This is a genomic window from Thalassolituus sp. UBA6592 (assembly GCF_002433655.1).
Classification (GTDB): Bacteria; Pseudomonadota; Gammaproteobacteria; order Pseudomonadales; family Oceanobacteraceae; genus Venatoribacter.
Genome location: NZ_DJIO01000053.1, coordinates 1 through 24,226 on the forward strand (window position 1 = coordinate 1; position 24,226 = coordinate 24,226).

At 52.7% G+C, this 24,226-nt stretch carries 21 protein-coding genes; 10 read left to right on the forward strand and 11 right to left on the reverse strand.

The genetic code is table 11. The features are described 5' to 3' along the window. Positions 1–286 precede the first annotated feature (286 nt). From B2Z72_RS04685 to B2Z72_RS04700, 4 genes are all read right to left on the reverse strand, one after another. On the reverse strand, positions 287–1,621 hold the full coding sequence (locus B2Z72_RS04685) for a hypothetical protein (RefSeq protein WP_296980917.1): 1,335 nt from the start codon (positions 1,619–1,621) through the stop codon (positions 287–289). 65 nt (positions 1,622–1,686) lie between these two features. Next, the gene (locus B2Z72_RS04690; RefSeq protein ID WP_296980916.1) at positions 1,687–2,169 is read right to left on the reverse strand and encodes an NADAR family protein; all 483 of its coding nucleotides are present in this window, start codon (positions 2,167–2,169) and stop codon (positions 1,687–1,689) included. Positions 2,170–2,384: 215 nt separating this feature from the next. Next, positions 2,385–3,389: a TRAP transporter substrate-binding protein gene (locus B2Z72_RS04695; RefSeq protein WP_296980915.1), complete on the reverse strand. Its 1,005-nt coding sequence runs from the start codon at positions 3,387–3,389 to the stop codon at positions 2,385–2,387. A 295-nt stretch (positions 3,390–3,684) separates the two neighbouring features. Then, entirely contained in the window at positions 3,685–5,628 is a 1,944-nt protein-coding gene (locus tag B2Z72_RS04700; RefSeq protein ID WP_296980914.1) for a methyl-accepting chemotaxis protein, read from the reverse strand. Between the two features lie 207 nt (positions 5,629–5,835). On the opposite strand from B2Z72_RS04700, the gene yegD reads away from it, so the two are divergent. The 4 genes from yegD to ubiM all read left to right on the forward strand — a co-directional run bounded on the left by yegD (position 5,836) and on the right by ubiM (position 11,479). Next, complete coding sequence (gene yegD / locus B2Z72_RS04705; RefSeq protein ID WP_296980912.1) at positions 5,836–7,200, forward strand: molecular chaperone; 1,365 nt, start codon at positions 5,836–5,838, stop codon at positions 7,198–7,200. Positions 7,201–7,734: 534 nt separating this feature from the next. Further along, complete coding sequence (locus B2Z72_RS04710; protein ID WP_296980911.1) at positions 7,735–9,501, forward strand: sensor domain-containing diguanylate cyclase; 1,767 nt, start codon at positions 7,735–7,737, stop codon at positions 9,499–9,501. A 247-nt stretch (positions 9,502–9,748) separates the two neighbouring features. Continuing rightward, on the forward strand, positions 9,749–9,985 hold the full coding sequence (locus tag B2Z72_RS04715) for a hypothetical protein (RefSeq protein WP_296980909.1): 237 nt from the start codon (positions 9,749–9,751) through the stop codon (positions 9,983–9,985). 258 nt (positions 9,986–10,243) lie between these two features. Then, positions 10,244–11,479 carry a 5-demethoxyubiquinol-8 5-hydroxylase UbiM gene (gene ubiM, locus B2Z72_RS04720; protein WP_349681238.1) on the forward strand — a complete coding sequence of 412 codons (1,236 nt, stop codon included), beginning with the start codon at positions 10,244–10,246 and terminating at the stop codon, positions 11,477–11,479. Here the strand turns inward: ubiM and B2Z72_RS04725 are convergent. Continuing rightward, positions 11,476–12,129, reverse strand: a complete 654-nt coding sequence (locus B2Z72_RS04725; RefSeq protein ID WP_296980907.1) for an LON peptidase substrate-binding domain-containing protein — start codon at positions 12,127–12,129, stop codon at positions 11,476–11,478. The genes ubiM and B2Z72_RS04725 overlap by 4 nt on opposite strands. 218 nt (positions 12,130–12,347) lie before the next feature. Between B2Z72_RS04725 and B2Z72_RS04730 the strand changes: the two genes are divergently transcribed. Genes B2Z72_RS04730 through B2Z72_RS04740 form a run of 3 tightly spaced genes read left to right on the forward strand, consistent with a single transcriptional unit; the run spans position 12,348 to position 15,473 of the window. Further along, on the forward strand, positions 12,348–12,566 hold the full coding sequence (locus B2Z72_RS04730) for a DUF1656 domain-containing protein (protein ID WP_296980906.1): 219 nt from the start codon (positions 12,348–12,350) through the stop codon (positions 12,564–12,566). Between the two features lie 3 nt (positions 12,567–12,569). Then, entirely contained in the window at positions 12,570–13,430 is an 861-nt protein-coding gene (locus B2Z72_RS04735; RefSeq protein ID WP_296980905.1) for an HlyD family secretion protein, read from the forward strand. Between the two features lie 3 nt (positions 13,431–13,433). Beyond that, positions 13,434–15,473 carry an FUSC family protein gene (locus tag B2Z72_RS04740; RefSeq protein WP_296980904.1) on the forward strand — a complete coding sequence of 680 codons (2,040 nt, stop codon included), beginning with the start codon at positions 13,434–13,436 and terminating at the stop codon, positions 15,471–15,473. Here the strand turns inward: B2Z72_RS04740 and B2Z72_RS04745 are convergent. The 4 genes from B2Z72_RS04745 to B2Z72_RS04760 form a co-directional block, all read right to left on the reverse strand. After that, positions 15,463–15,960, reverse strand: coding sequence for an NlpC/P60 family protein (locus tag B2Z72_RS04745; RefSeq protein WP_296980902.1), 498 nt, complete (start codon positions 15,958–15,960; stop codon positions 15,463–15,465). The two genes, B2Z72_RS04740 and B2Z72_RS04745, sit on opposite strands and share 11 nt — an antisense overlap. Before the next feature lie 65 nt (positions 15,961–16,025). Further along, entirely contained in the window at positions 16,026–16,958 is a 933-nt protein-coding gene (locus B2Z72_RS04750; RefSeq protein ID WP_296980900.1) for a DMT family transporter, read from the reverse strand. 149 nt (positions 16,959–17,107) lie between these two features. Then, the gene (gene rbsK / locus B2Z72_RS04755) at positions 17,108–18,061 is read right to left on the reverse strand and encodes a ribokinase (protein WP_296980899.1); all 954 of its coding nucleotides are present in this window, start codon (positions 18,059–18,061) and stop codon (positions 17,108–17,110) included. A gap of 180 nt (positions 18,062–18,241) precedes the next feature. Further along, entirely contained in the window at positions 18,242–19,243 is a 1,002-nt protein-coding gene (locus tag B2Z72_RS04760) for an AraC family transcriptional regulator (RefSeq protein WP_296980897.1), read from the reverse strand. A gap of 171 nt (positions 19,244–19,414) precedes the next feature. Between B2Z72_RS04760 and B2Z72_RS04765 the strand changes: the two genes are divergently transcribed. Both B2Z72_RS04765 and B2Z72_RS04770 read left to right on the forward strand, forming a co-directional pair. Beyond that, a complete protein-coding gene (locus tag B2Z72_RS04765; protein WP_296980895.1) occupies positions 19,415–20,317 on the forward strand; it encodes an NAD(P)H-binding protein in 903 nt (300 codons plus the stop codon). Between the two features lie 41 nt (positions 20,318–20,358). Continuing rightward, positions 20,359–20,820: a DUF1772 domain-containing protein gene (locus B2Z72_RS04770; RefSeq protein ID WP_296980892.1), complete on the forward strand. Its 462-nt coding sequence runs from the start codon at positions 20,359–20,361 to the stop codon at positions 20,818–20,820. A 45-nt stretch (positions 20,821–20,865) separates the two neighbouring features. On the opposite strand, the gene B2Z72_RS04775 is transcribed toward B2Z72_RS04770, so the two are convergent. Together B2Z72_RS04775 and B2Z72_RS04780 are read right to left on the reverse strand one after the other, a co-directional pair. Beyond that, positions 20,866–21,768, reverse strand: coding sequence for an EamA family transporter (locus B2Z72_RS04775; RefSeq protein ID WP_296980890.1), 903 nt, complete (start codon positions 21,766–21,768; stop codon positions 20,866–20,868). Positions 21,769–21,871: 103 nt separating this feature from the next. Beyond that, positions 21,872–22,795 carry an NAD(P)-dependent oxidoreductase gene (locus B2Z72_RS04780; RefSeq protein ID WP_296980887.1) on the reverse strand — a complete coding sequence of 308 codons (924 nt, stop codon included), beginning with the start codon at positions 22,793–22,795 and terminating at the stop codon, positions 21,872–21,874. A gap of 295 nt (positions 22,796–23,090) precedes the next feature. On the opposite strand from B2Z72_RS04780, the gene B2Z72_RS04785 reads away from it, so the two are divergent. After that, entirely contained in the window at positions 23,091–24,167 is a 1,077-nt protein-coding gene (locus B2Z72_RS04785) for an alkene reductase (protein ID WP_296980885.1), read from the forward strand. The last annotated feature ends 59 nt before the right edge of the window (positions 24,168–24,226 follow it).

The following is a 24,226-nucleotide window of genomic DNA, read 5'->3' on the forward strand; positions in this document are numbered from 1 at the left end:
CGTTGACCGGTTGAACTCACCATAAGTATTTCTCTAAGCCATCTTAGTCAGCCTTGCGGCACGGCATCCGTTCGTGACTGCGCTCCCCTCACTACTGCTTTTGATCCGGAATATTCAACCATCCGAATCGTCAGATCTGACATCGGTCAGATCAGAGAGCGACCTTAAATCTGTCCATACGGACAGGAAATATTTCTGACATATTACTCAAATAAACCGGACAGACCAAAGCACAGAATTGTCAGCAACAGGCCAGCCTGCCCTTAAAAGCGCCATTCTTTACAGATCAGAGGCGAATCTGCCACTGACGAATGGCCTGAGAAGTCCTCTCTGCTTTTTGGCTGTTTGCTGACTCTTCAGCGGATTGCGCTTGATCGCTGTTCTCGCTGTTCTCTTCAGTAGCACCTGACGGACGACGCACATCACCCAATAATGTCAGTTGTAACTGCCCTGCTGGCGTCATTACTGCACTGACGTCCCGGATCATACCTGCGGCAAAACTGAAACTGGCGATATCCTGCCCGTACGGATAGTCATCACTGTACACCCGTACCACACTGTATTTAGGCCGGTTAACGTCGCCTCCAAAACCCCAGCTGAGACTGCCGACGAAATACACCATGACCCGCACATTCAGATCATCAAACCAATAAATATCCGGGAGTTTTTCATGCAGATAATAGCTGTCTGTTGCGATATGACGTGCTGCGAAGAGTAACTGAGCATCTGCTTCCAATACGGGCGAAGTGTTATTGCTATCACCCTTATCAGTGACTTTTGCTGATTCAGCTACGTCTGATGGTTCAGTTGCTTCCGGCGACTCAGTTAATTCTGATAGCGGGTTTTCCTTTTTAGCGCTTATCTCATCAGGTGTATGGCTGCTTAACCAATCATTAAGGCCGGATACCTCAATCTGATAAAGCGGTGTGAAAGTCCCCTTGTCTGTGTGCTGATAACCACCCACCACAAACTGCTCATCATTCAGCCAGCCAGCAAATGCCACCCCAAGATTGAGCGCAGCGCCGCTTACCCTGTCAGTCAGCTGCCCCAACACCTGCAGCGCTTTGCCATGCTCTTCCAGCAGAACCTGACTGCCATTAAAAATCAGCGCCCGTGCGGGCAAGTCTGGTGCATTATCAGGTTGCGGATCGTCGCTGTCTGAAGCCTCTGCCGCATCCAGACGCTGTTCGATGCTCAGCCAGAGTTCCTGCTGACGCTGTTCTGTAGCTTTCACATTCTCAGCTGCAGGCAAAGGAAGACGGACAACGTCTTTACCCGGGTCCTGATCAAATACCCGCTGCCCCGCAACCACACGACCGTCGTCCATTAACAGCCATTGCCCATAGGGCGCTTCTGTGCGAAAGCGGATGTAAGGTTCAGGAGGCCTGCCGTCATTAATACGGTAAGGAACCTCCTCAACAGAAACACGGCGATTTTTTACCGCCCCGGCAGAGACATCCTGAGCGTCGAGCAACAGAGTGTAGTCATCCAGTTTACGGATTTGTCGTTCGGTATTCTGCCCGACAAACACAAACGACCAGATCATCCAGGCAATATAAATAAGGCCGACAATTAAAACGATGCTAATAAAAATACCCAGACCAATGAACAGCGACTTCATAACTCGTCCTTAAGTTTTCAGCAGGTATGCAGAGTAATAAGAAAAAGACTAAACAGCAGATGGTATTAAACAGTACCTTCCTGTTTTAATTTCTGACGAACCCCCATCAGCATTTTGCCGAAACGGTTCTGCCCACGCATATCGCGGCCACTGCCCCAGAAGTAGTCGTACATGGTGAGATCTTTGATATCCAGCTCTTCTGTCGCCAGCAGCATTTCCGTCAGTTCTGTATGGGTCCGGCATTTGATGTAGGTGCCACGGGTCATATAAGTAACTGAATTTTTCTTCCAGTCTTTACGGCGCTTTTTAAATCTGGCCTTGCCCAGCTTGGCAGCACGCGCCGGATTTTCCGCCGCACGGATCAGTTCACGATATTCCGCATCCTCAAACTTCATCGCCTGATAATAGTGTTCAACCGAGGGCCATTCCGCACCGTCCAGCTCAAAAGCATAAGGTGCGTACGCAGATAACGGATGGGTTATATCATCGCGCGCCACTTCGTAACGCGACTTCTCCAGCTCACGGCTGTCCTGGTGTTTAAAGAACATGAAATACTTCTGCTGTTCAGATTATCAACGGACCATAGTATCCGAAGTTGCGCGGCAGCTGAAGTCAGATGGATATGTGTCCGGCAAATGTCTCCGGTCGCAAGCAAAGTGAGCCTCAGAGTAAGTCTGAGGATAACCCGCAGATGTGCTTACAGCTGTACCTGCAGCTATACCTACAGCTACAGCTATACCTACATCTGCACCTTAAGGTGTGCCTAGAGAGCAGCCGCGAAACGTCCCAGTCTGGCGTTGGTTGCCGCATAAAAATCGCGCAGTTTGGTGGGGACGTCGCCAAAATCGCCGGCCCCGGCGGTCATGACCCGCACACCTTCGCCACGCAACTGCTTAAGTGCCTGTTTCTCCAGCTGCGCCACCTGTTGATGACCCCACTGTATCGAACGCTGTGCGCTCTCACGGACCAGCGTCTGCTGCCTGGCATTCAGCTTGCCCCACCACTCGCGGGAAACCACCAGCACTCCCGGAAAAGCCATATGATTGGTGAGAACCAGATTGCCCGCCGCCTGATACAGATGCAGGCCGTAGGCGGTGGCCAGATCACAGTCTATGGCATCGATATCGCCATTTCGCAGCCGCGCCAGAGCATCCATAAACTGGGTTGGCTGTGGGTCAATGCCCAGCTGACGATACCAGTTATAAAACATGTCATTTTCGAAAGTGCCAATGCGCCGCCCTCTGAGATCCGCAACGCTTTTTATCGGCGCCACACTGAGCATCTGCCGCATCCCCGGGAAAACGTAGCCCAGTGCAATCAGGTTGTGCTTTTCGAGGTCGTCCAGCATGGCCGAGGCTTCTGCAGATTGCCCGGCCTTGACCATCTCCGCAGTACTGTCGAAGGCATAAGGCACCAGCCAACCATTAAGAGACGGATCAAGCGTTGTCAGTGATGCGACAGCAACAACACCGACCTGCAGCTGATCTGTTTTCAGCATATTGAGAATATTGGCTTCGCCGAAGGATTTGGCAAAGCGCGATTCGCGCATCACAATGCTATTGGTGGAGGACTTTTTCAGGTCCGCAGAAAATCGTTCCAGAACCTGAGTCCAGACGTGCTCAGGTGGCGTCATTGCGCTGTAGCGTATTTTATCGGCCTGCACGCACTGGGCAATCAGTAACAGCCAGCAACAGGCCAGAAAAATCCCTGTTGTAGTAAATATTTTTGAACCGGCTAATGGCGTGCTGCCTGCTGTCATTCTGCTCATACCCTTCCCCGTCGCATATTAACGCCGTCATAACTGCAGATAGAGACAGTCATACGCACGTTTACTGTTATTGTTATCGTGCCTTTGTAACTGGTTGTGAAAAGGCTGTTTAAGAATCAGCTCATTAACCGTCAGCTTGAATGATACTTACGAGGGGATTTTCTGCTCCTTTTGGTTTAACCCGGAGCAGATGGTATTACGTAAAAATGCGCAAAGCAGACAGGAAATAACTGAAAATTCATCCACAGCAATGCCGGATTAATCGCCAGCATTGCCTGCAAGCAACTAAGGCGTACTAAACTTGGTAAGAAGACACCAGCTTATCCAGACTGCTGGCCACCGAACTCAGCTCCTCAGCATTGTGTTTCAGCAAACCGGCGTTCTCGGCACTGTCACCGGCACCGGCATGAATACTGTTCATATTGCGGTTAATTTCTTCTGCGGCCTGATGCTGCTCTTCAGCGGCGGTCGCAATCTGATTCGCCATATCGCGGATTGCATTCACTGAGCTGCGGATTTCTTCAAACACTTCGCCGGTCTGCAATGTTGCCTGCGTTGTCGCATGAGCAAACTCAAGGCTACTGGACAGTTTTTCCGAAACATCTTTTGTGCGGCTGACAAACGAAGAAATCAGACTGTCGATTTCTTCGGTGGATTCCGCCGTACGTCCGGCCAGTGTGCGCACTTCATCAGCAACCACAGCAAAGCCCCGGCCCTGCTCGCCAGCACGGGCAGCTTCAATCGCAGCATTAAGGGCCAGCAGATTAGTCTGCTCAGCAATGCCTCGGATAGTATCGAGAATGCTGGTGATATTGCGGGTTTCCTCTGACAGCAGCCCCATCGCCGTATTCGACTGGTCGATTGCGTTGTCCAGTTTACTGACCACCTTGGTGGTCTGATCGATATACTGATGGCCTTTATCAACGTGTTGCTGACTGTCATCGGCTGAAGCCGCGGTATCAGCGCAATAGCGTGAGACCTCATTGGCGGTAGCCACCATCTCATTAAATGCGGTAGAAACCTGCTCAATCGCGTTGCGCTGATGATCCGCACTCCGGCTCATATCAGACGACATCGACTGCGTCTGATCCGATTGCCGGTTGATGCTGCCGGCAGTGTTCTTAATATCGCCGACCAGCTCGTGAATAGAGGCCACAAAGCGGTTAAAAGCAGCCGCCATCTGCGCCGATTCATCACTGCCTTTTACGTCCAGACGCCGGGTCAGATTGCCGCCACCCTGGGCAAATTCTTCCAGCCCGTGGGTGACCTCAACAATAGGACGGGCGATCAGCCCGCTGATCCAGAATCCGATAAAAGTAAACGCTGCGACCAATATAAGCGTGACCAGGATAATGCCATTGCGCAATTCGTTCGCGGTAGCAAATACTTCGGACTCAGGAATCAGGCCAACAAATTTCCAGCCAAGACCGGGAGACGTTACGGTTTGCACCAACCAACGGCGTCCGCCAAGCGACACTTCAGAAACGCCATCAGCAGCGATCATTTGCTGATAGACATCCCCCAGATCACTGACTGTTTTAAAACTGTTTTCGCTGTTGCTGCCGTCGGCAAGAATGACTCCCGTTTCTTCCACCAGAATAAGGTAGCCTTCTTCGCCAAATTTTACGCTGTTCACCATATCCGCCAGCTTTTTCAGCGTCACATCCACACCAACCACGCCTTTCAGGCCGGTATCCGTTTCAAAGGTGTGCAGATAATCGAGAATCGGGGCACCGGTAAATACATCTTTGTAGGCTGGTGCCCGTACCGGTTTACCCGGTTGTTTCACAGCCGACTGATACCACGGACGTTTACGTGGATCGTAATTGCCTAACTCACCACTGGGCCATTGCACGTAGGCACCGTTTTCCAGCCCCAGAAACACATAAGCAAGATCCGGACGTGCTTCGCCATAGGCTTCCATCATGGCGAAAGCCTCTGCTTCCGCACTGCCACTGCGTTCAGAAAACGTGTTTTTCGGGGAATCCATGTAGGTCGTTGTTGCAGCCGTTAAATTACGCACAGGACGACTGCGGGCGAGATAGGCCGCATCTTCTGCCAGCCCAGTCAGATACAGGGTGAACGCCTTATCGATATGATTAACCTCAGCCCCGGCCCGCTCGACAAAATTATTAAAAACCTGATCCCTGACTTTATAGGTAACCAGTACGGCAATAATCGCCAGTGGCAAAACAACAGCTGACAGCAGAGCGATTAATAAACGGGTTTTGATCGACATATGGCCTCCTGACTGATGTACCAGACCCAGTACATATTGAGTGTAGTCAGAAATACCGCTAACAAGAGTATCAGCGCGCTTTTTTGTACCGCCGCACCAACAATTCAAAGCTGCCCCTGAGCTTCAACGTGTAGTCCGGATATGTTATTTTGCGCGGCTTTTTTACCTCCCGGTTTACTGCCCGGCGAACAGCATCAGGAGCTGCCAATGATCTGTGGTTTTGACTACGGTACATCCAACTGCGCAATCGGAATCCCTGAGGACGGCAATATCCGTCTGCTGCCGGTCGATGGGGAACGGCACTTTATGCCCTCCGCGCTTTACACCTGGGCCCGGGAACTGATTTGTGAGCAGGTGAGCCACGGCATTCAGCAGACAGATGAGCGCAGCGACTTCGTTAACCTGCGCAAAGGCCAGTTACAGGCTGCCCTGCGCGCCCGCAACGAACTTGATCTGACGCCTGCAGAACAGGTGATGTTTGTCGGTCAGGAAGCCTTCCGCCACTATTTTGCCGATCCTGAAGAAGGCTATTTTATTAAGTCGCCTAAATCCTTTCTTGGTGCCAGCGGCCTGAGGCCTGAATTTGTTCATTTTTTTGAAGACATAGTCACGGCCATGATGCAGACCACCAAACGCCGTGCAGAGGCCGCCGCCGGACATGAACTCACCCATACCGTGATTGGCCGGCCGGTCAATTTTCAGGGGGTGAATGCCGAACAGAGCAATGCCCAGGCCATTGCCATTTTGACCACCGCCGCCAAACGCAGTGGTTTTAAAGAAGTGGAGTTCCTTTACGAACCCATTGCTGCCGGTCTGAGTTTTGAACGCAGCCTGAGCGAAAATAAAACCGTTCTGGTGATGGATATCGGCGGTGGTACGTCAGACTGTGCAGTGGTGCGCATGGGCCCTGATCATGTTCAGAAACAGGATCGCCGTGCTGATTTCCTTGCTCATACCGGGGAGCGGATCGGCGGTAACGATCTCGACATCCGCCTGGCCGCTGATCAGCTGATGCCACTCTTCGGAATGCAGTCAGCCATGAAAAGCGGTAAGCCAATGCCGACCCGAACCTTCCTCGACGCCGTTGCCACCAACGATGTATCCGCCCTGACCCGCTTCAGCAGTCTGGAAACAGGCCTGTACCTGGAGCAATTGCAGCGCGACTGCAGTGAACCGCATCTGATTGAGCGTTTTATCCGCCTGCGCAATAACAAACAGAATCAGCAACTGGTGCGCAGTGCGGAAGAAGCAAAAATTGCGCTATCCGATGCCGGCAGTGTCAGTGTGAAGCTGGATTTTGTTGAAGCGGATCTGCAACAGGAGATTCAGCGTACGCAGCTGGCAGGCGCTATTGAACGCCCTCTGAGCCGTATCGCTGAGCTGATGACGGAAGCTGTTGCCCAGAGTGGCTGTCAGCCGGATCTCATTTTCGTTACCGGCGGCAGTGCCCGCTCACCGGTCATTCAACAGGCCGCCAAAGCTGCCGCAGGCGACGTTCCGCTGCTGGATGGCGATCACTTCGGCAGTGTCGTCTCCGGCCTGACCGAGTGGTCACGTCGTATTTACGCCTGATTAAACAGGCCACGTTTCTTGTTACAGCAAAATCAGGAAATGGGACGGTAAGCGCCCCATTTCCTGAGATTTAAAGCGTTTCAGTCCTTCCAGGTTTTTCTTCTGCCTTCTTTCTGCCGTTTATTTCTAACGATCGTTCCGTTTCTTTCTTCCGATTCTTTCATCAGTTGTTTCCTTTTCTTCTGGCCGGCTGGCGATTCCCGATCAGGCATTTTTGCCAACAGACACCCGCAGCTTAAATATCGTGCTTTTCCGAAGCTTAATTCGTATTTACACGTATCAACCTGTCCAGGTTTTTGATATTACTCAGTAGATGTCAGAAATGGTCGGTAATATTTTAACGCTATATCGCGGAGACAAACTCTATTATTGGAAGCACATTGTCTTAATATGTCCAGTCAGCAGAACCATTAAATTCTGACTGTTTGAGATTACCTTACGCACTGGCTACTTCTGCACTATTGTTAAAGATGTGCGTAATTTGAATGAAGACAGAACACAATCACGGCAGAGCCGGACTTCACGGAGTAATGGATGCAGCACCTTGTTTATAATATTTCTGCGCTGCCTGAGCTGACCGAATGGCTCAACGCTCTGCCAGCAGACGTTAAAAATAAACGGATTCTTGCCGGCGTCTATTCCTCCTTATCTGAGGAAAAATGGTTCACAGATGTCCGTGCTGAGATTAACAGGTACCTGCCAACCGCCACCGTCACCGGCGGCAACTGTCCGGCCACCATAGATACATCGGTAAACGAGCAGAATCATACCCAGATTTCACTGATGATCTTTGATTCCTCCTGGGTACAGGGTTACAGCATTCCTGCCGAACAAAGTGGCCACAAAAGCTACGAAAGCGGAGAGAACCTGGCCGACCGCCTGTTGAATGAAGCACCACTGCGCCCATCCGGCGTTATGCTGCTATTTTCTCCGACCATGCTTGATGTGTCCGATTTTTACGCCGGTCTCTATGCCCATATGGAAGGCATTCCTGTTTTTGGCGCCGGAGTTGGCGGTCACCCGGACATCCATAAAGTCATAATGATGCTGGACAAAAACATCCTGACATCCGGCTTTATCGCCATCGCTTTTTATGGCAAATCCCTGCGTCTGGAATCCACCCACCATCTGGGCTGGATTCCCTTCGGCGAAGTGATGACCATCACTTTAGCTCAGGATAATGTCGTAGACTCGATCAACCATCGCTCAGCGGCTCAGCTGTACAACCATTTTATTGGTTTTGATAACGATGACTTTTTCTCCCATGCCATGGAGTTTCCGTTTATCGTCCGCCGCAACGGTATCAATATTGCCCGGGTACCTTTTGCCGTTACTGACCAGCAACAGATGACCTTCGTTGCCGATATCCGCCGCGGTGATCAGGTGCAGTTCGCCTATGGTGATATCAACAGCATCATGGAAAACCTCGACTTTTTTAACGCTGATATGAAGCGTTTTCAGCCCGAAGCCGTACTGACATTTTCCTGTGTATCCCGTCTGAGTTTTCTTAACGGCAATCCCAATCTGGAAGTCAGCCCTTACCTGAACCAGTCCAATGCCGGCGGCTTTTTCAGTTACGGTGAAATCGACAGCAGCAGTGGCCAGGACAACGTTCTCAACGCCACCATCGTCAGCATTGCTTTCAGCGAAACACCAGCGAGTACAGAGCTGAGCAGCGATATGTCTGAAGATCTGACACCACCTGTCACCAGTTCACGGGATCTGGCGCGTCTGAAACGACTGATGTATTTTATTTCACGGGTCACAGAGGACCTGCAGAAAGCCAACCGCGAGCTGCGCAATATTTCCCAGAAGGACGCCCTTACCGGCATATACAACCGCCGCGCCCTGACCACCAAACTGAAGCAGGAACTGAGCTACGCCCGCGAAGGCGGGCTGCCGATTTCCGTGATCATGATCGACCTTGATCACTTCAAATATGTGAATGATGACCATGGCCATCTGGTCGGTGACCGGGTCATCACCGCCAGCGCGCTGATCATTGCATCCTGTATCCGCCCGGGCGACTTTCTCGCCCGCTTCGGCGGCGAAGAGTTTATGTTAATTCTGCCCGCCACCAATGCACAGGATGCTGCCGAAGTGGCCGAACGTATCCGCAAAACCCTGGAGTCTCAGACCCGTACTATGGACATCCCATCGGTCACCTGCTCTCTGGGCGTAGCCTGTGATCCGCGAGGCGAATCTTCATCCGATGAGCTGATCCACAGATCCGATCAGGCGCTTTATCAGGCCAAGTCCAACGGCCGCAATCAGGTGTTTACGGCGCCGCAGGAAGTCTGACAGAGCAACCGGGGTTATTTATAAAAATATCCCCTGAAATCAGATACATGCTGACGCTGCTCTGGCTTTAGCTGTGGCTATGGTCGGAGCTTTATCTGTGCCTATAGTCGGGGGCTTTAGTTGCGGCTTTAAAAGAAACCGGCCGTCAGCACCTTGCGCCGATCCGGCAGGAAATTTCCGGATTACTGGCTATACTTTCAGTTAAAGCAACAATAAATCGCTGAGCAGTAGACGACAGCATATCGCCATGGAGGTAGATATCCGTATGCCAGAACTGAAGGACAAGGGACAGGAAATTGCCCGTATTCACGAAGAGGTTGCACGCCTCGAAGATGAAATTCACCGCATTTCAAACAAGCTGAACAACGAGGGATTTATTTCCCGCGTACCGGCCGCCATGATCGAAAAGGAACAAAAAAAGCGCAGCGCCTTTCTGAAAAAACAGGAAAAGCTGAAGGAAATGCTGACCACCATTTCCGGGTGAGCCACAGAGAACATCTCCAGCGGTTTCAACTACGGGTAAAGACTGCCCTGCTGCCAGCAGTCTTCGCCTGCTGATCCGGGCTGTATCTGTTTCCTTTCGCTGCAGTAGCTGTGCAGTAACGTGTTTTATCCGTGGAGCATGACTGTAGTGTCTGCTTAGCATCACTGCAGCATCAGTGCACTATCACCGAGGCCCGGCGAATTCAGCGTGCCACCACCAGCAATAACCTTTCATAATCTGTGTCAATTTCCAGCCCCTGTGCCTGACCTAGAATCCGCTCTTCACCGATGGGAGAGCAGTATGGATTATGATATCGCCATTATTGGCGCCGGCCCGGCCGGACTCAGTTTTGCGCTGTCACTGCGCGACAGTGGCCTGAAGGTAGCAATCATCGAGAAACAGCCTGCAGATACCTTACAGGCACCCGCCTACGATGGCCGGGAAATCGCGCTCACTCACCTGTCGCAGAAACTGATGCATGCCCATGGCAGCTGGCAACGGCTGGGCGACGGAAACATCCACCCGTTAATGGCTGCCAGTGTGCTCAACGGCCGTTCGGACTACCGCCTGCACTTTGATGCTCCGGCAAACATTAAAGGCCCTTTGGGTTATCTGGTGTCCAACCAGAATATCCGCCGCGCCATTTTTGCCGAATTTGCCGCCAGCGAGGCTGCAACGCTGCTCGACAACACCAACGTACAGCACGTGCGTACTGATGCCAGCGGCGGCTATATCACGCTGGATAACGGCACAACCTTGTCTGCCTCGCTGGTGATCGCTGCTGATACGCGCTTTTCAGCAACGCGCAATCAGATGGGTATCGCCTCTGACTACAATGACTATGGCCGCAGTGCTTTGTTGTGCGTCATGGAGCATGAACAGCCCCACCATCACACCGCCCTGGAATGTTTCTTCTACGGCGGTACGCTGGCCGTGTTACCGCTGGATGAGTACCGTTGCTCTGTGGTTATCACCGTCAACTCAGCACAGGTATCTGAGTTGCTGCAGATGAGCGAAGAGGCCTTTAACAACGAAGTCGCTCAGCGTCTGGGCAATCGCCTGGGTAGCATGAAGCAATGCGGTGAACGCTATCACTACCCTCTGGTAGGTGTACACGCACGTAAGTTTTATGGTGAGCGTTTTGCTCTGGTAGGCGATGCAGCCGTCGGCATGCACCCGGTGACTGCGCACGGTTTCAATCTTGGTCTGAGCGGTCAGGATCTGCTTGCCAGTGAAATTATGAAAGCCTGTAAAAACCAACGACCATTCTGGGATACTCAGGTGCTTGCCGCCTACCAGCAACAGCACATGCCCAACGCCCGGGTGCTTTATCACGGCACCAATACCGTGGTCGGACTGTTCACAGATGACCGCCTGCCGGCCAGATTACTGCGTACCGCTGTACTGCGCATCAGCAATCATCTGCCACCACTGAAACAGGCGATCCGTCATAAACTGATGAGCGAACAGCATCCACGACTGCGGGTGTTTTAAACCTCGCCGTTGAGTAATGACAGGGTAAATGAAAGCCGGTCATTGGCATTATCCAGCTGCAGACATTCCTGCAGAATTTCAGCATCGAAACGGATAATGCCAAACAAGCGGAAGCTGAAAGTCTCTGCATCCATGCTCTGCCACTCGTCCGATTGCAGCAAGTCACTGATGGTGTCATCGGCGTCAGCATCGGCCTGCAACAGCGCCAGCAGACGATGCAGAATTTTATCTTTCAGCTGTTCGTTATCGCTCTGCTCTGCGGCGGTTGGCGCACGGTCGTCAAAGGGTTCGCATTCGTAAATCTGGTACGGCAATAATTGCACCGCCTGGCCTAAGCGATAACGTTGCTGAATATGTACATTAAGATAAAGGCGCCCATCATCTGTGGTGTCCGTCAGCTCACACAAGCCGGCACTGAATACATCGTACGGGCGGTATGTTGCCTGGTTGGAACTGAGCGCTTCGCGCATATTTTCTGTGGGCTTCGCCGGACTGATCACTGATTGAGTATGGCAGATGGCCACCAGCTTATTTTCATCCAGACAGCGCTGAATCATTTCGCGATAACGTGGCTCAAAGACATGCAGTGGAAAAACAGTACCGGGAAAGGTAACGCACCCGGGAATCGGGAAAATACAGATTTCCGCCATGGTACTTCCTCTTAGTGAATTTTAGTCTGCGCAACGACCGCTAAGTACCTGCGGTCGATAACAGCAACGGAACAGAGAAACCAAAACAGAACTCTGCAACGACAGATCTTTATTGATGGTCAAATGGTAAAATCTTCTCCTACTTTTGCAACATTTTCTGACAGTCGGCTATCTGTTACTGCTATGTTTACCCATCATTGGATGAAAAAGACCCCGCTATGCTGATGGAAATATCTTTCGGTGGCATGTTGTTCAGCCCGCTGGCGCTGTACATCCCACTGGCCCTGCTTTTTACCGTGTTGTTCCGCTGGGCACTGCACCGGGTCAATATGCGTTTTCAGTTATGGCATACCGCTTACTGGAACGAAGCCTGGCTCGATATTTCCCTTTTTATTATTTTTCTCGCGTTAACCATCGCTGTGACAGGAAGGTACTAATTTATGCAGAAACCACTGCGTATCGTTATTAATCTGTTTATTCTGCTGGTCGCCATTGGCGCCGGTTACTGGGTGTGGAATTATTACCTGCATTCGCCGTGGACGCGCGACGGACGCATCCGTGCCGATGTGATCACCATCTCGCCGGATGTCTCCGGCTGGATCAGTGAACTGAACGTTAGCAACGATCAGCAGGTAAACGCAGGAGATGTCCTGTTCCGCATTGATGATGCCCGTTATGAAGCCGCTGTGGCTGAAAATAAAGCCCGCGCCGAACAGGCACGCTACACCTGGGAGCTGGCTAAACATCAGTACGACCGACGCAAAAAACTGAACAAAAATCAGAATATCAGCGCTGATGATCTGGACGTTTACCGCATCCAGATGGACTCAGCCCGTGCCAGCTATGATCTCGCACAGGCGCAGCTCAACACCGCCATGATCGATGTTGAGCGCAGTAAAGTGATGGCGCCGGTAGCCGGCAGTATTGTTAATCTGGGTCTGAGCAACGGCAATTACGTCAACAAAGGAACACCGGTACTGTCGCTGGTAAAATCCGGTTCGTTTTATGTCACCGGTTACTTTGAAGAAACCAAGCTGCAGCATATCCATATTGGTCAGACCGCTTACGTACAGCTGATGAGTGGCGGCAAGGCACTGGAAGGCCATGTGGTCAGCATAGGCAAAGGCATCGCCAATACCAACACCTCCGGCGATTCACAGCTGCTGCCACAGGTGCAGCAGAGCTTTAACTGGGTGCGCCTGGCGCAACGGATTCCGGTCGATATCCGCTTTGATAAGCTGCCTCCGGATATCAACCTCAGTGCCGGTATGACCGTCAGTGTTCAACTGGCTGACGACTGATCTATGTCGCGTCTGAGTCTGGTCTTAAACACCCTGATGCTGCCCGAGCGCAGGGCCGTGATTTTTGCCTCCAAAGGCGTAATCTCCATGGCCCTGTCGCTGTTTATGGCCATGTATCTGCAACTCGACCGCCCATACTGGGCCATGGTGTCTGCCATTTTTCTGCAGGTACGTCCGGAAAGCGGCCTGGTGATCGAAAAAGGCTTTATTCAGATCGCCGGGTCGACCCTGGGCGGCCTGTTCGGGCTGATGATTCTCGACGTATTTATGCCCTATCCGCTGATTGCCCTGACGTTATTGGCGCTTTGGATAGCCCTGAATTCCGGTCTCGCCGCCTACGTGCACAGCATGAACTTCACTTATGGCTTCGCCATGTGTGGCATGACCGCTGCTATGGTGGTGTTGCTGTTTTTCAGCAGCAATACCCCCGACAGCCAGACAGCCTTCAGCATCGCGCAGGCGCGTATCAGTGAAATATGCGTCGGTACTGTCTGTGCCGTGCTGGTGAGCCGGCTGTTCTGGCCGGTCACCGTGATTGCCGGTCTGCGTATGAGTGCGCGCACCACCATCAACAAGAGCATGCAGTATCTGGCACTGGAGCTGGACCCCAACGGCTCCCACGACGGACGTCACCAGCATGCAGACAGCATTCTCGAATCTGTGATGGCAATGACGGATGATGCCAGTGCCGTCTTTTATGAAGGCCCTAAAGGTCCGGCCCGCAGTCGTGCTATTTCTCTGCTGTGTAACCGCATTATGTCGCTGCTGTCGATGGCACAGATTCTCGGCCGCTTTCAGCGCAATCATCCGGAATTGATGTCCGCCGATTTCAGCCAGTTTCTGCAGCAGCTGCGCGCCGGCTTTATCCGGGTGGCGGAAGTCACCGACTACGAACAGGCGTATCTGGAGAACCAGCAACTGCGCCGCCGGGTACTGGACTTTGGCGAACGCAGTGATCAGTCGCCGCTGGAAACGCGCATGACGCAAACCGCTGCTGAACTGGTGACCGCCCTGGGATTAATCCTGCGGGCGTATCAGGCACTGGCGGTACCTGATCAGCAACTGGCCGGAGCAACCCGCCTGCAACCGCACAGAGAACCCCTACTGGGCGCAGTTAACGCCATCCGCAGTGGTCTGGTATTTACCGTTGGCGCCGTGATCTGGATGGCCACCGGCAGCTTTGCCGCCATTATGATGATGATTCTGCCGGTGGTCTTTTCCATCATGTTCTCGCGTCTGCCTGGCACCATTCTCAAGCTGGTCTTCAAAAGCCTGATGATCGGTGCCCTCGCGGCCATTCCGGTTGGTCTGCTGGCACTGTCTATACTGGCACGCAGCAGTGGTGATTACGAAGTTCTGATTCTGGTGCTGGCACTGCCCTATTTTCTTGGCCTGCTGCTACTTGCCAACCGCCCCACGCTGCCCTTTGGGCTGGGCTTCTGTATTCCGTTTACCATTATTGTCCGGCCCGGTCCGGGCATGAGTTTCAGCGCCGATGTGCCGGTCAGTATCGGTCTCGCCATTTTGTGTGGTATCGCGGTACTGGCCGTGATTTTTACCCTGATTACGCCTCCGGGAGGCAAACGTCTGCAACACCGTCTGCTGGAATCCACCACCCGTGATCTGCGCGACCTGCTCAATCATGAATCACCACGTGACTGGTACAACGGCCGTATGGGTGAGCGTCTGCTGAAGCTGTCTACTTACGATATGGCATCCGGTAATAAAGACCGCTCCATGACCGACCTTGGCTTTACCGGCCTGAACCTTGGCCACGCAATCCTGACTGTGCTGCACTATCTGAAAAGCATTCCTGATGAGGAGTATCCGGCAAGTTTCAGCCGCTGGCATTCCGCGCTGGCCGACGCCTATCTGGACGCATCCCGTGGAATTGCGAATGAGGATTTTGATAAGGCTTCGCGGCAATTACTCAACGATCTGCAGAGCACTCAATGTCCGCAGCAGACCCGGGATCTGATTGAAGGGATCAGTAACCGTCTGCAGCTGACGTTTAAACGCACCGCGGCCAGCGTCAGCGGATAACGCGGCGCGCCTGCGTAAAGCGGTCTTTCCAGTAGTAATCGTCAAGGCGTGAAATCATCACGCCTTTTGACGTGGAAACGTGCAGGAATTTTTTGTCTTCGATATAAATGCCGACATGACGGGATTTATAACTGGTATTAAAAAATACCAGATCCCCAGGCTGCAGCTGATCGCGGCGCACCTGAGTGCCGGAATACATCTGCTTTGCGGTTGTACGCGGTAACTGAGTGGCGAATTCATCGCGATAGGTGACGTACACCAGACCGGAGCAATCCATACCACTGCGGTTTACACCGCCATACGCGTAAGGTGTACCCTTCCACTGCTCATACTGAGCGTAGATCAGGTTTTTAATATCCTGCTGCTGCGCCGCACTGGCCTTTGGTATCGGCGCTGCAGGCCCGAGAGCCTGATCGACTGAAACCATATTGCTGCAACCTGTGCTGAGCACGGCAACAAACATTACCGGCACCATCAGATTTTTCATGCTGGCAGATCCTTTTCTGCTTGGCTGTATGGCCTGAATTTCGCCCTGTGACCGTTTGCCAGCTTTCAGCTACGCTGACGGCTGGCTAACAGAATACCGCCGAATATCAGAATGGCACCAATTATATGGTAAAGATGTATCTGTTCGCCGAGGTAGACCACCGACAATCCGGCGCCAAACAGCGGCATCAGATGAATAGACAGACCAGCTCTGGCCGGGCCTAAGCGCGCCACACAGGCGTTATACAGCAGGTAAGCCAGTACCGACGGCACAATGCCGACGTAGGCCAGTGACAGAACAGAATGCATGTTCCATACAGGGGTTTGCCCGGAGGCCAGTTCCCAGCCCCAGAACGGCAGCAGAAACACCAGGCCGGTAGCCATCTGCACCTGCAATAACCCGGTACGGTTAATTCCCGCCGGTACCGCTTTCAGACCAATGGTGTACAGCGCCCACACTACCATCGCCACCAGCAGAATCAGATCTCCGTGGGCGAAATTCAGTGAGGCCAGAATCTGAGTATCCCCACGCATTACGATGGCCAGCACACCGGCGAACGACACCACCATACCGACAATCTGCAGACGGCCAACGCTGTAGCCAAAAAACAGCCCGCCCAGAAGAACAATCAGCAAGGGGATAAACGAATTAAGAATAATGCCATTGGCAGCCTGGGTACTTTGCAGACCCAGATAAATCAGCGAATTGAATGCGGTAATACCAGTAAGAGAAATTCCCAGGATCAGCCAGCGATGCTGCCAGTAAAGCTGACGATCGCGCTGCAGTGCTTTCCAGGCAAATGGCAACAGCACCAGCGAAGCAATGATCCAGCGATAGAGGGACAAAGTCACCGGCGGGATTTCATCGCGTACCGCGCGGCCAATAATAAAATTACCGGCCCAGAACAAAGGGGGCAGTAACAGCAGCGCACAGGTCAGCAGAAAGCCGGAGGATCGAATATTTTTGAAAGATTGACGGGTGTTCGTTAACAAGCTCAATGTAATAACCGCACTGCCATTGTAAAAGCCGCAATTATGGCACGCTGGCTACGCTTCTTTTTAAACAAGTATGATCCCCTTACCGCAACAATCAGCAGCAACAATTATTACAGCGCTGCTCTCTTCAGTACCTGTCACTCCAGCAGCTGTCATAGCACAGCCGCATTGCGCATAAAGGCTTCAACTTCCTGACGCAGAGGAACCGATGGCTGCGCGCCATCACGGGTAACCGACACGGCCGCAGCAGCATGGGCAATACGAACCGCATCGGTTAACGGCTTACCTTCCAGCAGACAACAGGCCAGCGCGCCATTGAATGTGTCCCCCGCCGCAGTGGTGTCACGAACCTCCACATGAAAGCCCGGCACCATTTTTCCGGAGACTATCCCGGCAGAAGCATCATCAACCGTCCGGCGGCTGACCCAGGCGCCCTGACTGCCGAGGGTAATAATCACCAGCGGAATGCCTTTTTCGTGCAAAACCTGCGCAGCCTGAGCAGCGCTGTCACCGTCACTGACCACGATCCCGGTAAGGGCATGAGCCTCTGTCTGATTCGGCGTAATTACATCCACTAACTGCAGAAATTCATCGGATAGCACCGTCGCCGGTGCCGGATTCAGGATGACCTGAGTGTTGTGTTTTACCGCCTCTTTTGCCGCCAGCATCAGAGTGTCCAGCGGCGTCTCCAGTTGCATCAGCAGGCAATCCGCCTGATGAATTAATAGCAGATGCTGCGTCAGGCGTTCTGGTGTCAGACAGGCATTACTTTCCGGCGCGATACAGATGCTGTTTTCGCCTTCACTGTTCACCTGAATAATGGCAATGCCTGAAGGTTTTCCCACGGCCGTCATAACGGCGCGGGTATCAATGCCATCTTCGGCAAAAGCACTCAGCATCTGTTCACCAAAAGCGTCTTCACCAACCATAGCGATAAATGCCGGAGCCGCGCCCATGCGCGCCGCTGCAACCACCTGATTGGCTCCTTTACCACCGGGGATAACACGGTAATTATGGCCGGTTAACGTTTCACCCGGTTGCGGGAAGCGGGAGACATTTAAAACATGGTCAGCATTCACGCTGCCCAGTACCGTCAGACGTTTCATAAAAGCGGCACACTGCCCTTCAGTTTGCGAACAAAACACTAAGAGTATTGGATGCAGGCTTCGTCACGCAAGCGTAATAAAATCCGTGCGCATGAGGTCAATTTATTGTGCGCGACGGTTCATGTTTACCGCCGGAATCAGCACAATTCCTGCAGCATTCAGCACTTACTGTAATTTATTTTACGCCGACAGCTGCGGCATTATTCTGCTTTCAGAACGCACGCTGCCCGGTGATCGGTTAAATTCGCGTTTAAACGCACGACTGAATGCCGCTTCGCTGGCGTAGCCGGATTGCTGCGCAATATCCGCCAGCGCACGGTTGCTGTTCTGCAGCATTTCCCTTGCTGCCATCATGCGCCAGCGGATGATATAACGACCGGCGGGCTCGCCCATCAGAGAGGTGAATTTCTGTGCAAAAACACTGCGCGACATATTAGCCACAGAACACATGCGAGACATCGGCCAGTCCTGTTCAGGATGCCGGTGAAACGCCGCCAGAAGCCGGCCAATCTGCCGGTCACGTAATGCCGTCAGCCACCCCGGTCCGGTGTCACCGGATTGTTTAATCCAGTGCCGGATCGCCTGCAGAATCATAATATCCGCCAGATGGGTAATCAGGGTTTCACTGCCCGGACCGGGGTTCGCCGCCTCACGTTCGATAAAGCGCATTGAACTGTGCAGCCACTGCTGTTCTTCCTCCGCCAGCTGATCAATATGAATGACCAGCGGCAGACAACGCGTCAGTTCCAGTCCGGTAAGATGATCAAAGCGGGCGACGCCACAGATCAGACTACTCGCTTCACCACCGCCGCCAAAGTGCATGACCTCCAGCCGTTCACTGACTTTTTCCACCGGAATATCAAACAGCCCCTGACAGCAGCCCTGACCTTTCTCCCGCTCACCAGCCAGCGGATCCGCACCACCACTGATGCAGTGTCCCTGACCATGGGGTAACAAAGCCAGATGTCCTTCTTTCAGCAAACGCGCAGGCTGACCATCCACGTGCAGCCAGCACTGCCCGGCAGCAACGATATGGAACATCAGGCTGTGTTCAAAAGGAGGAAATTCAACACTCCACGGCGCTGTCAGATGCGAACGGCAATAGAGTGTGCCGCTCAGTTTCAGCAGTTGCAGTACCTCCCCTAAAGGATCATGGGACGGCGGAATCTCACGCTCTGACATCTGGCAGGCTCCTCAATTCTTAGCAGGCCAGTCCTTCAATGAAGGCGATCATCCGATCGCAGATCAGGACGATTGGTAATAATTAAAGGAATTTCTGTGATTGTTCATCCAGCCATCAGCCTACACACTGTTCATATCTTAAACAACCCGGACACATCCCAGGAGTTCACCATGACACAAAGAACTATCACTGGCAGTGCTGTATCTGCCTCCTCTTCCGCCGCAGGCGAATTTGCCGTGATCGGCGCCAGCGGTAAAACCGGTCAGCGCGTTGTGCAGCGCCTGCGCGCAGCGGGCCATAACGTCCTTGCGCTGTCGCGCAGCAGCAGTACTGCCTTTGACTGGCATCACCCGGCAACCTGGCCTGACGCTCTGCAGGGCGTTCAGTCGCTTTACATTACCTATCAGCCGGATCTCGCCGTCGCGCAGGCAGAAGCCGATATCCGCCAACTGGTGCGTACAGCAGAAGACTGTGGCGTTGAGCACCTGGTGCTGTTGTCCGGGCGTGGCGAAGACGGAGCGCAGCGGGCAGAACAGGTACTGATCAGCAGTAACCTGCAATGGAACGTGGTGCGCGCTTCATGGTTTGCCCAGAACTTCAGTGAAAGTTTTATGGCAGAAGGCATTATCAGCGGCGAACTGTGTCTGCCCGCCGGCGCAGTGCAGGAGCCGTTTGTCGATACCGATGACATTGCCAACGTGGTTGTTGCCGCGCTGACTCAACCAACATTGCGCAACCGCGTGTTTGAAGTGACCGGCCCACAACTGCTGACCTTTGCCGATTGTGTAGCAGAGATTGCACAGCAGACAGGCCGCACTATCCATTACCGCACGGTACCTGCCGACCTCTGGCTTGCAGCGCTGGCACAGCAGCAGGTACCGGCAGACATACGTGATTTGTTGCAGGAGCTGTTTACTCAGGTGCTGGATGGCCGCAATTCTCAGCTGACCAATGGCATACAGCAGGCGCTGGGACGTCAGCCAACCTCTTTTGCTGAGTACGTCAGCAAAACCCTCAAAGCCGGATTGTGGCCGGTTGATGAAAGACAGACTGCAGCGCCGGCAAGTGCTTGATAAACGGCAAAAACTGAGCATATAAAAAAAAGGAAAACAGCGTGGACGATCTGATGAATGTACTGGTGTTTATTTCCATGATCAGCATGGCAGTCATGGGTGGCGTGTATTTTGTTTTTTCTGTGTTTGTTATGCAGTCGCTGGCACAGATCAGAAATGGCGCCGAAGTCATGGTTAAAATCAATCAGGTGATTTTACATTCACTGTTTTTACCGCTGTTTTTCCTCTCCAGCGGGCTTGCAGCATTCATAATTGTGCTCAACCTGCTGGTTCAGTTTGATGCGCTGCTGTTTATGGGGTCTGCCGTTTATATTCTCGGCATGTTTGCCTGTACCGCAGTATGTAATGTACCGCTCAACAAACGCTTAGAAGCAGCCCACAGCAGCTCCGGCAAAAATCCGTTCTGGGCTGAGTATCTGCAGCGCTGGACACGTTGGAATCATGTGCGCACAATCAGTTCAGTACTGGGTGCAGCGGCGCTGTACGCCGCTGGCAGCTCCTGACTTTTCAACAATGGAAGCAGAAACCGGTAACGATTAATGAGCGGATTAAAATCGTACGGTAACCAGAATCACACTGATCAGAATTAATGCACCACCGAACCATTGCTGCGGGGTGATTTTTTCGCCAAACCGGCGTTTGGAAAAGTACAGGGTACCGATAATTTCTGCCTGTCCAAGGGTTTTAACCAGGGCCGGATTGACCAGAGCAAACCCGGTAAACCAGCCAATAGAACCGAGTGAGCTTAATACCCCGACTTTACAGCTGAGACGGATATTGGCACGAAACGGCGCCAGCAGATCGCCGGACTTCACGATCTGAATGGAGCACAGAATCAGGGATTGCAACGCCAGCACATACCAGAGAGTAACACCGGCATTGGTAATCAACGAGCCTGATAAAGCATGGCTGGCAACCGATGCGGCAACGGATGTAATGGCAAAACAAAGGCCACTGGCAAGGCCAAGAATAAGCGACATATCTTTGTGCGCGCTTAACAGCTTGCGCCATTTAACACTCATAATCAGCGCCCCGGCGACCCCGAGAATCACCCCCGCCCAGCCGGACATACTCAGTGTGTGATGTAACACCGGCAGGCCGATTAAAGCAGCCAGCACAGCTTCAGTTTTTGCCAGCAAAGTACCCAGAGCAAAACTGCCGGAATGAAACACCCGCAGCATAAAATAAGTCGCCAGAATCTGAGCAATGGCACAGGCAGTAGCAGCAATAAAAAACCTTGCTGCATTCGCAGCCGCAGAATCCGTACTGCCGAAGTCCGTAGCACCGAAAATCTGCCAGCAGACAATCAGATAAACAGAAACCAGAGGCAGGCCATAAAGAGAGCGCGACATGGTCGCGTGCAGGAATCCCGCTTCACGGGACAGCGTATTCTGATACGCAGTTCTGAAAGACTGGCAGGCAGCCGCAAATAAGGTAATGGCGATCCACATAATAACTCCGGTTCATCGAACGCGAAGGATGGACCGCCACCAACTATTTGTAAAAGGAATTACTTTTATACTTTGCATTCCATCAGAGAATGCAATCCATAGCTTATGCCAGGGAGCGGATATTTTCAGCCGTCAGTGTAATGATATTCTGCCGGGCCTGAGGGCTGATCCAGGCATTGTGTGGTGTCACAATCAGATTCAGCGCCTGATCGGCGCCAAGCGCCTCCAGCACCGGATGCCCTGCCCGAGGTGGTTCACTTGGCAGCACATCAAGCGCAAGACCACCCAATACACCGCTCTGCAGCGCCTGCAGTGCCGCCCGCTCGTCAATGATGCCGCCGCGGGCGCAGTTGATCACCAGAGCGCCGGGTTTCACTTCATTTAGATTGTTTTTATTCAGCAGTTCCCGGGTGTGCTCATTTAACGGACAGTGAAAGCTGATCACATCCGCGTGTGGCAACAACTCTGCAAATGTCGGACGGGAATCATTCTGCGCGCCCGGGCGGGCGGCAAACACCACCGTCATGCCAAACGCTTCAGCCAGTTTCGCCACCGCACTGCCAAGTACCCCCTGACCAACAATAACCAGTGTTTTGCCACTTAACTGGGTCGTCGTGTGATTGAGCAGACAAAAGAACGGGCTCCGTTGCCACGCGCCCTCTTTCAGCTCCTGCTGATACTGTGGCAAACGTCCGGCCAGCGATAACATCAGCATCAGGGTGTGTTGTGCAACGGAATCTGTGCCGTAATTTTTCACATTCAGAACCGGCAGCTGACGCTCCGCGGCCGCCTGCATATCGATATTATTGGTGCCGGTAGCCAGCAACAGAATGGCCTTACGCCCTTCCATCACATGATCCGGAATCAGCACTTTGTTGGTGATGATCAGTTCGGCATCACCGATATGCTCTTCCAGATTCTGCGGGTTGGTTTCTGCAAAAACCGCCAGTTCGCTTACCTCATTGGCGATGGGAGTGAAATCCACATCGCCCATGGTGGCAGCATCCAGAATTACGGCTTTATACATGGCCAGTCTCCAAAATTAAAAGACCATATCTGGCTGGCTTTCTGCGGTCAATGAAAAGGCAGCAGCGTCCGTAAGCCACAGCCGCTGGCTTTTAAAAAATACCAGTTAAAACCGCCGGTGCCGGACTGCAACAAAAGTCACTACAAAAATCAGGGCTATACCATCCGATACCTGGCTGGTACGACTATCCCAATTTGTGAACAATGTGTTCACTGTTACAGTTCTTTTTATCGGCAGAGAATAATCCCATATGCTTATCTCAGACGCCTAAGTCATCGAACATCTGGAGAACATGATGCCTGCTGAATTATCGACACTTTTTACACCGGTCAGTATCGGCGATATGGATGTGCCTAACCGTATTAATATGGCCCCGTTGACCCGCTGCCGTGCACCCGGTCACCTGCCCAATGAGCTGATGGCAGAGTATTACGCCCAGCGTGCTTCCGCCGGCCTGTTAATTACAGAGTGCACCATGATCACTGAGGGCACCTCCGCTTTTGGTAATGATCCGGGGATTTATTCGCCAGAGCAGATCGATGGCTGGAAGAAAGTAACCGACGCAGTACACGCTGCCGGCGGACGCATTTTTATGCAAATCTGGCATGCCGGCCGTGCCGCTCATCCGCTGTTAAATGATGGCAAAAAATGTGTAGCACCAAGTGCGATAGCCATCGACGATGAAACTCACACTCCGCAGGGGAAAAAACCCTACACAGTCCCACGCGCTCTGACTCAGTCGGAAATTACCGATATTGTTGAAGACTTCCGCGCGGCCGCTGCCAATGCTGTCGCAGCAGGTTTTGATGGTGTCGAAGTGCATGGCGCCAATGGCTATCTGATTGATCAGTTCCTGCGCGAGAGCGCCAACCAGCGCACTGACGAGTACGGCGGTTCGCTGGAAAACCGCAGTCGCTTTCTGCGTGAGGTGCTGGATGCTGTGACCGCCGAAATCGGCAGTGAGCGGACCGGCCTGCGTCTGTCACCACTGAACAGCTTTAACGGTATGAAAGAAAGTGACCCGGTCAGTTGGATTCGTTATTTGGGCGAGATGCTGAATAAATACCACCTGGCCTACCTGCATGTGATGCGCGCGGATTTCTTTGGTCAGCAACAGGCTGATGTTATTCCTGTTGTCCGTGAAGCCTACCACGGCCATCTGATGGTCAATATGGGATACAGCGCTCAGGAAGCGGCGGATCTGATTGCTGCCTCCGGTGCAGACTCAGTCGCCTTCGGTACGGCATTTCTGGCAAACCCGGATCTGCCTTATCGCATTGAATCGGGCGCAGACCTGAACCAGGCTAACCCTGAGACATTTTATAGCGCGGGTGCCGAAGGCTATACCGACTACCCTGCTCTGAGTAAATAAATCATGTCTGCTCAGACGTAAAAAAGCCCGGTTATAACCGCAATGCTGTTCACTTAAGC

Bases quoted from the DNA above. Each gene is read 5' to 3' on its own strand.
- B2Z72_RS04685 (WP_296980917.1), bottom strand. From the start codon at position 1,621: ATGAAGTCGCTGTTCATTGGTCTGGGTATTTTTATTAGCATCGTTTTA.
- B2Z72_RS04690 (WP_296980916.1), bottom strand. From the start codon at position 2,169: ATGTTCTTTAAACACCAGGACAGCCGTGAGCTGGAGAAGTCGCGTTAC.
- B2Z72_RS04695 (WP_296980915.1), bottom strand. From the start codon at position 3,389: ATGAGCAGAATGACAGCAGGCAGCACGCCATTAGCCGGTTCAAAAATA.
- B2Z72_RS04700 (WP_296980914.1), bottom strand. From the start codon at position 5,628: ATGTCGATCAAAACCCGTTTATTAATCGCTCTGCTGTCAGCTGTTGTT.
- yegD (WP_296980912.1), top strand. From the start codon at position 5,836: ATGATCTGTGGTTTTGACTACGGTACATCCAACTGCGCAATCGGAATC.
- B2Z72_RS04710 (WP_296980911.1), top strand. From the start codon at position 7,735: ATGCAGCACCTTGTTTATAATATTTCTGCGCTGCCTGAGCTGACCGAA.
- B2Z72_RS04715 (WP_296980909.1), top strand. From the start codon at position 9,749: ATGGAGGTAGATATCCGTATGCCAGAACTGAAGGACAAGGGACAGGAA.
- B2Z72_RS04725 (WP_296980907.1), bottom strand. From the start codon at position 12,129: ATGGCGGAAATCTGTATTTTCCCGATTCCCGGGTGCGTTACCTTTCCC.
- B2Z72_RS04730 (WP_296980906.1), top strand. From the start codon at position 12,348: ATGCTGATGGAAATATCTTTCGGTGGCATGTTGTTCAGCCCGCTGGCG.
- B2Z72_RS04735 (WP_296980905.1), top strand. From the start codon at position 12,570: ATGCAGAAACCACTGCGTATCGTTATTAATCTGTTTATTCTGCTGGTC.
- B2Z72_RS04740 (WP_296980904.1), top strand. From the start codon at position 13,434: ATGTCGCGTCTGAGTCTGGTCTTAAACACCCTGATGCTGCCCGAGCGC.
- B2Z72_RS04745 (WP_296980902.1), bottom strand. From the start codon at position 15,960: ATGAAAAATCTGATGGTGCCGGTAATGTTTGTTGCCGTGCTCAGCACA.
- rbsK (WP_296980899.1), bottom strand. From the start codon at position 18,061: ATGAAACGTCTGACGGTACTGGGCAGCGTGAATGCTGACCATGTTTTA.
- B2Z72_RS04760 (WP_296980897.1), bottom strand. From the start codon at position 19,243: ATGTCAGAGCGTGAGATTCCGCCGTCCCATGATCCTTTAGGGGAGGTA.
- B2Z72_RS04765 (WP_296980895.1), top strand. From the start codon at position 19,415: ATGACACAAAGAACTATCACTGGCAGTGCTGTATCTGCCTCCTCTTCC.
- B2Z72_RS04775 (WP_296980890.1), bottom strand. From the start codon at position 21,768: ATGTGGATCGCCATTACCTTATTTGCGGCTGCCTGCCAGTCTTTCAGA.
- B2Z72_RS04780 (WP_296980887.1), bottom strand. From the start codon at position 22,795: ATGTATAAAGCCGTAATTCTGGATGCTGCCACCATGGGCGATGTGGAT.
- B2Z72_RS04785 (WP_296980885.1), top strand. From the start codon at position 23,091: ATGCCTGCTGAATTATCGACACTTTTTACACCGGTCAGTATCGGCGAT.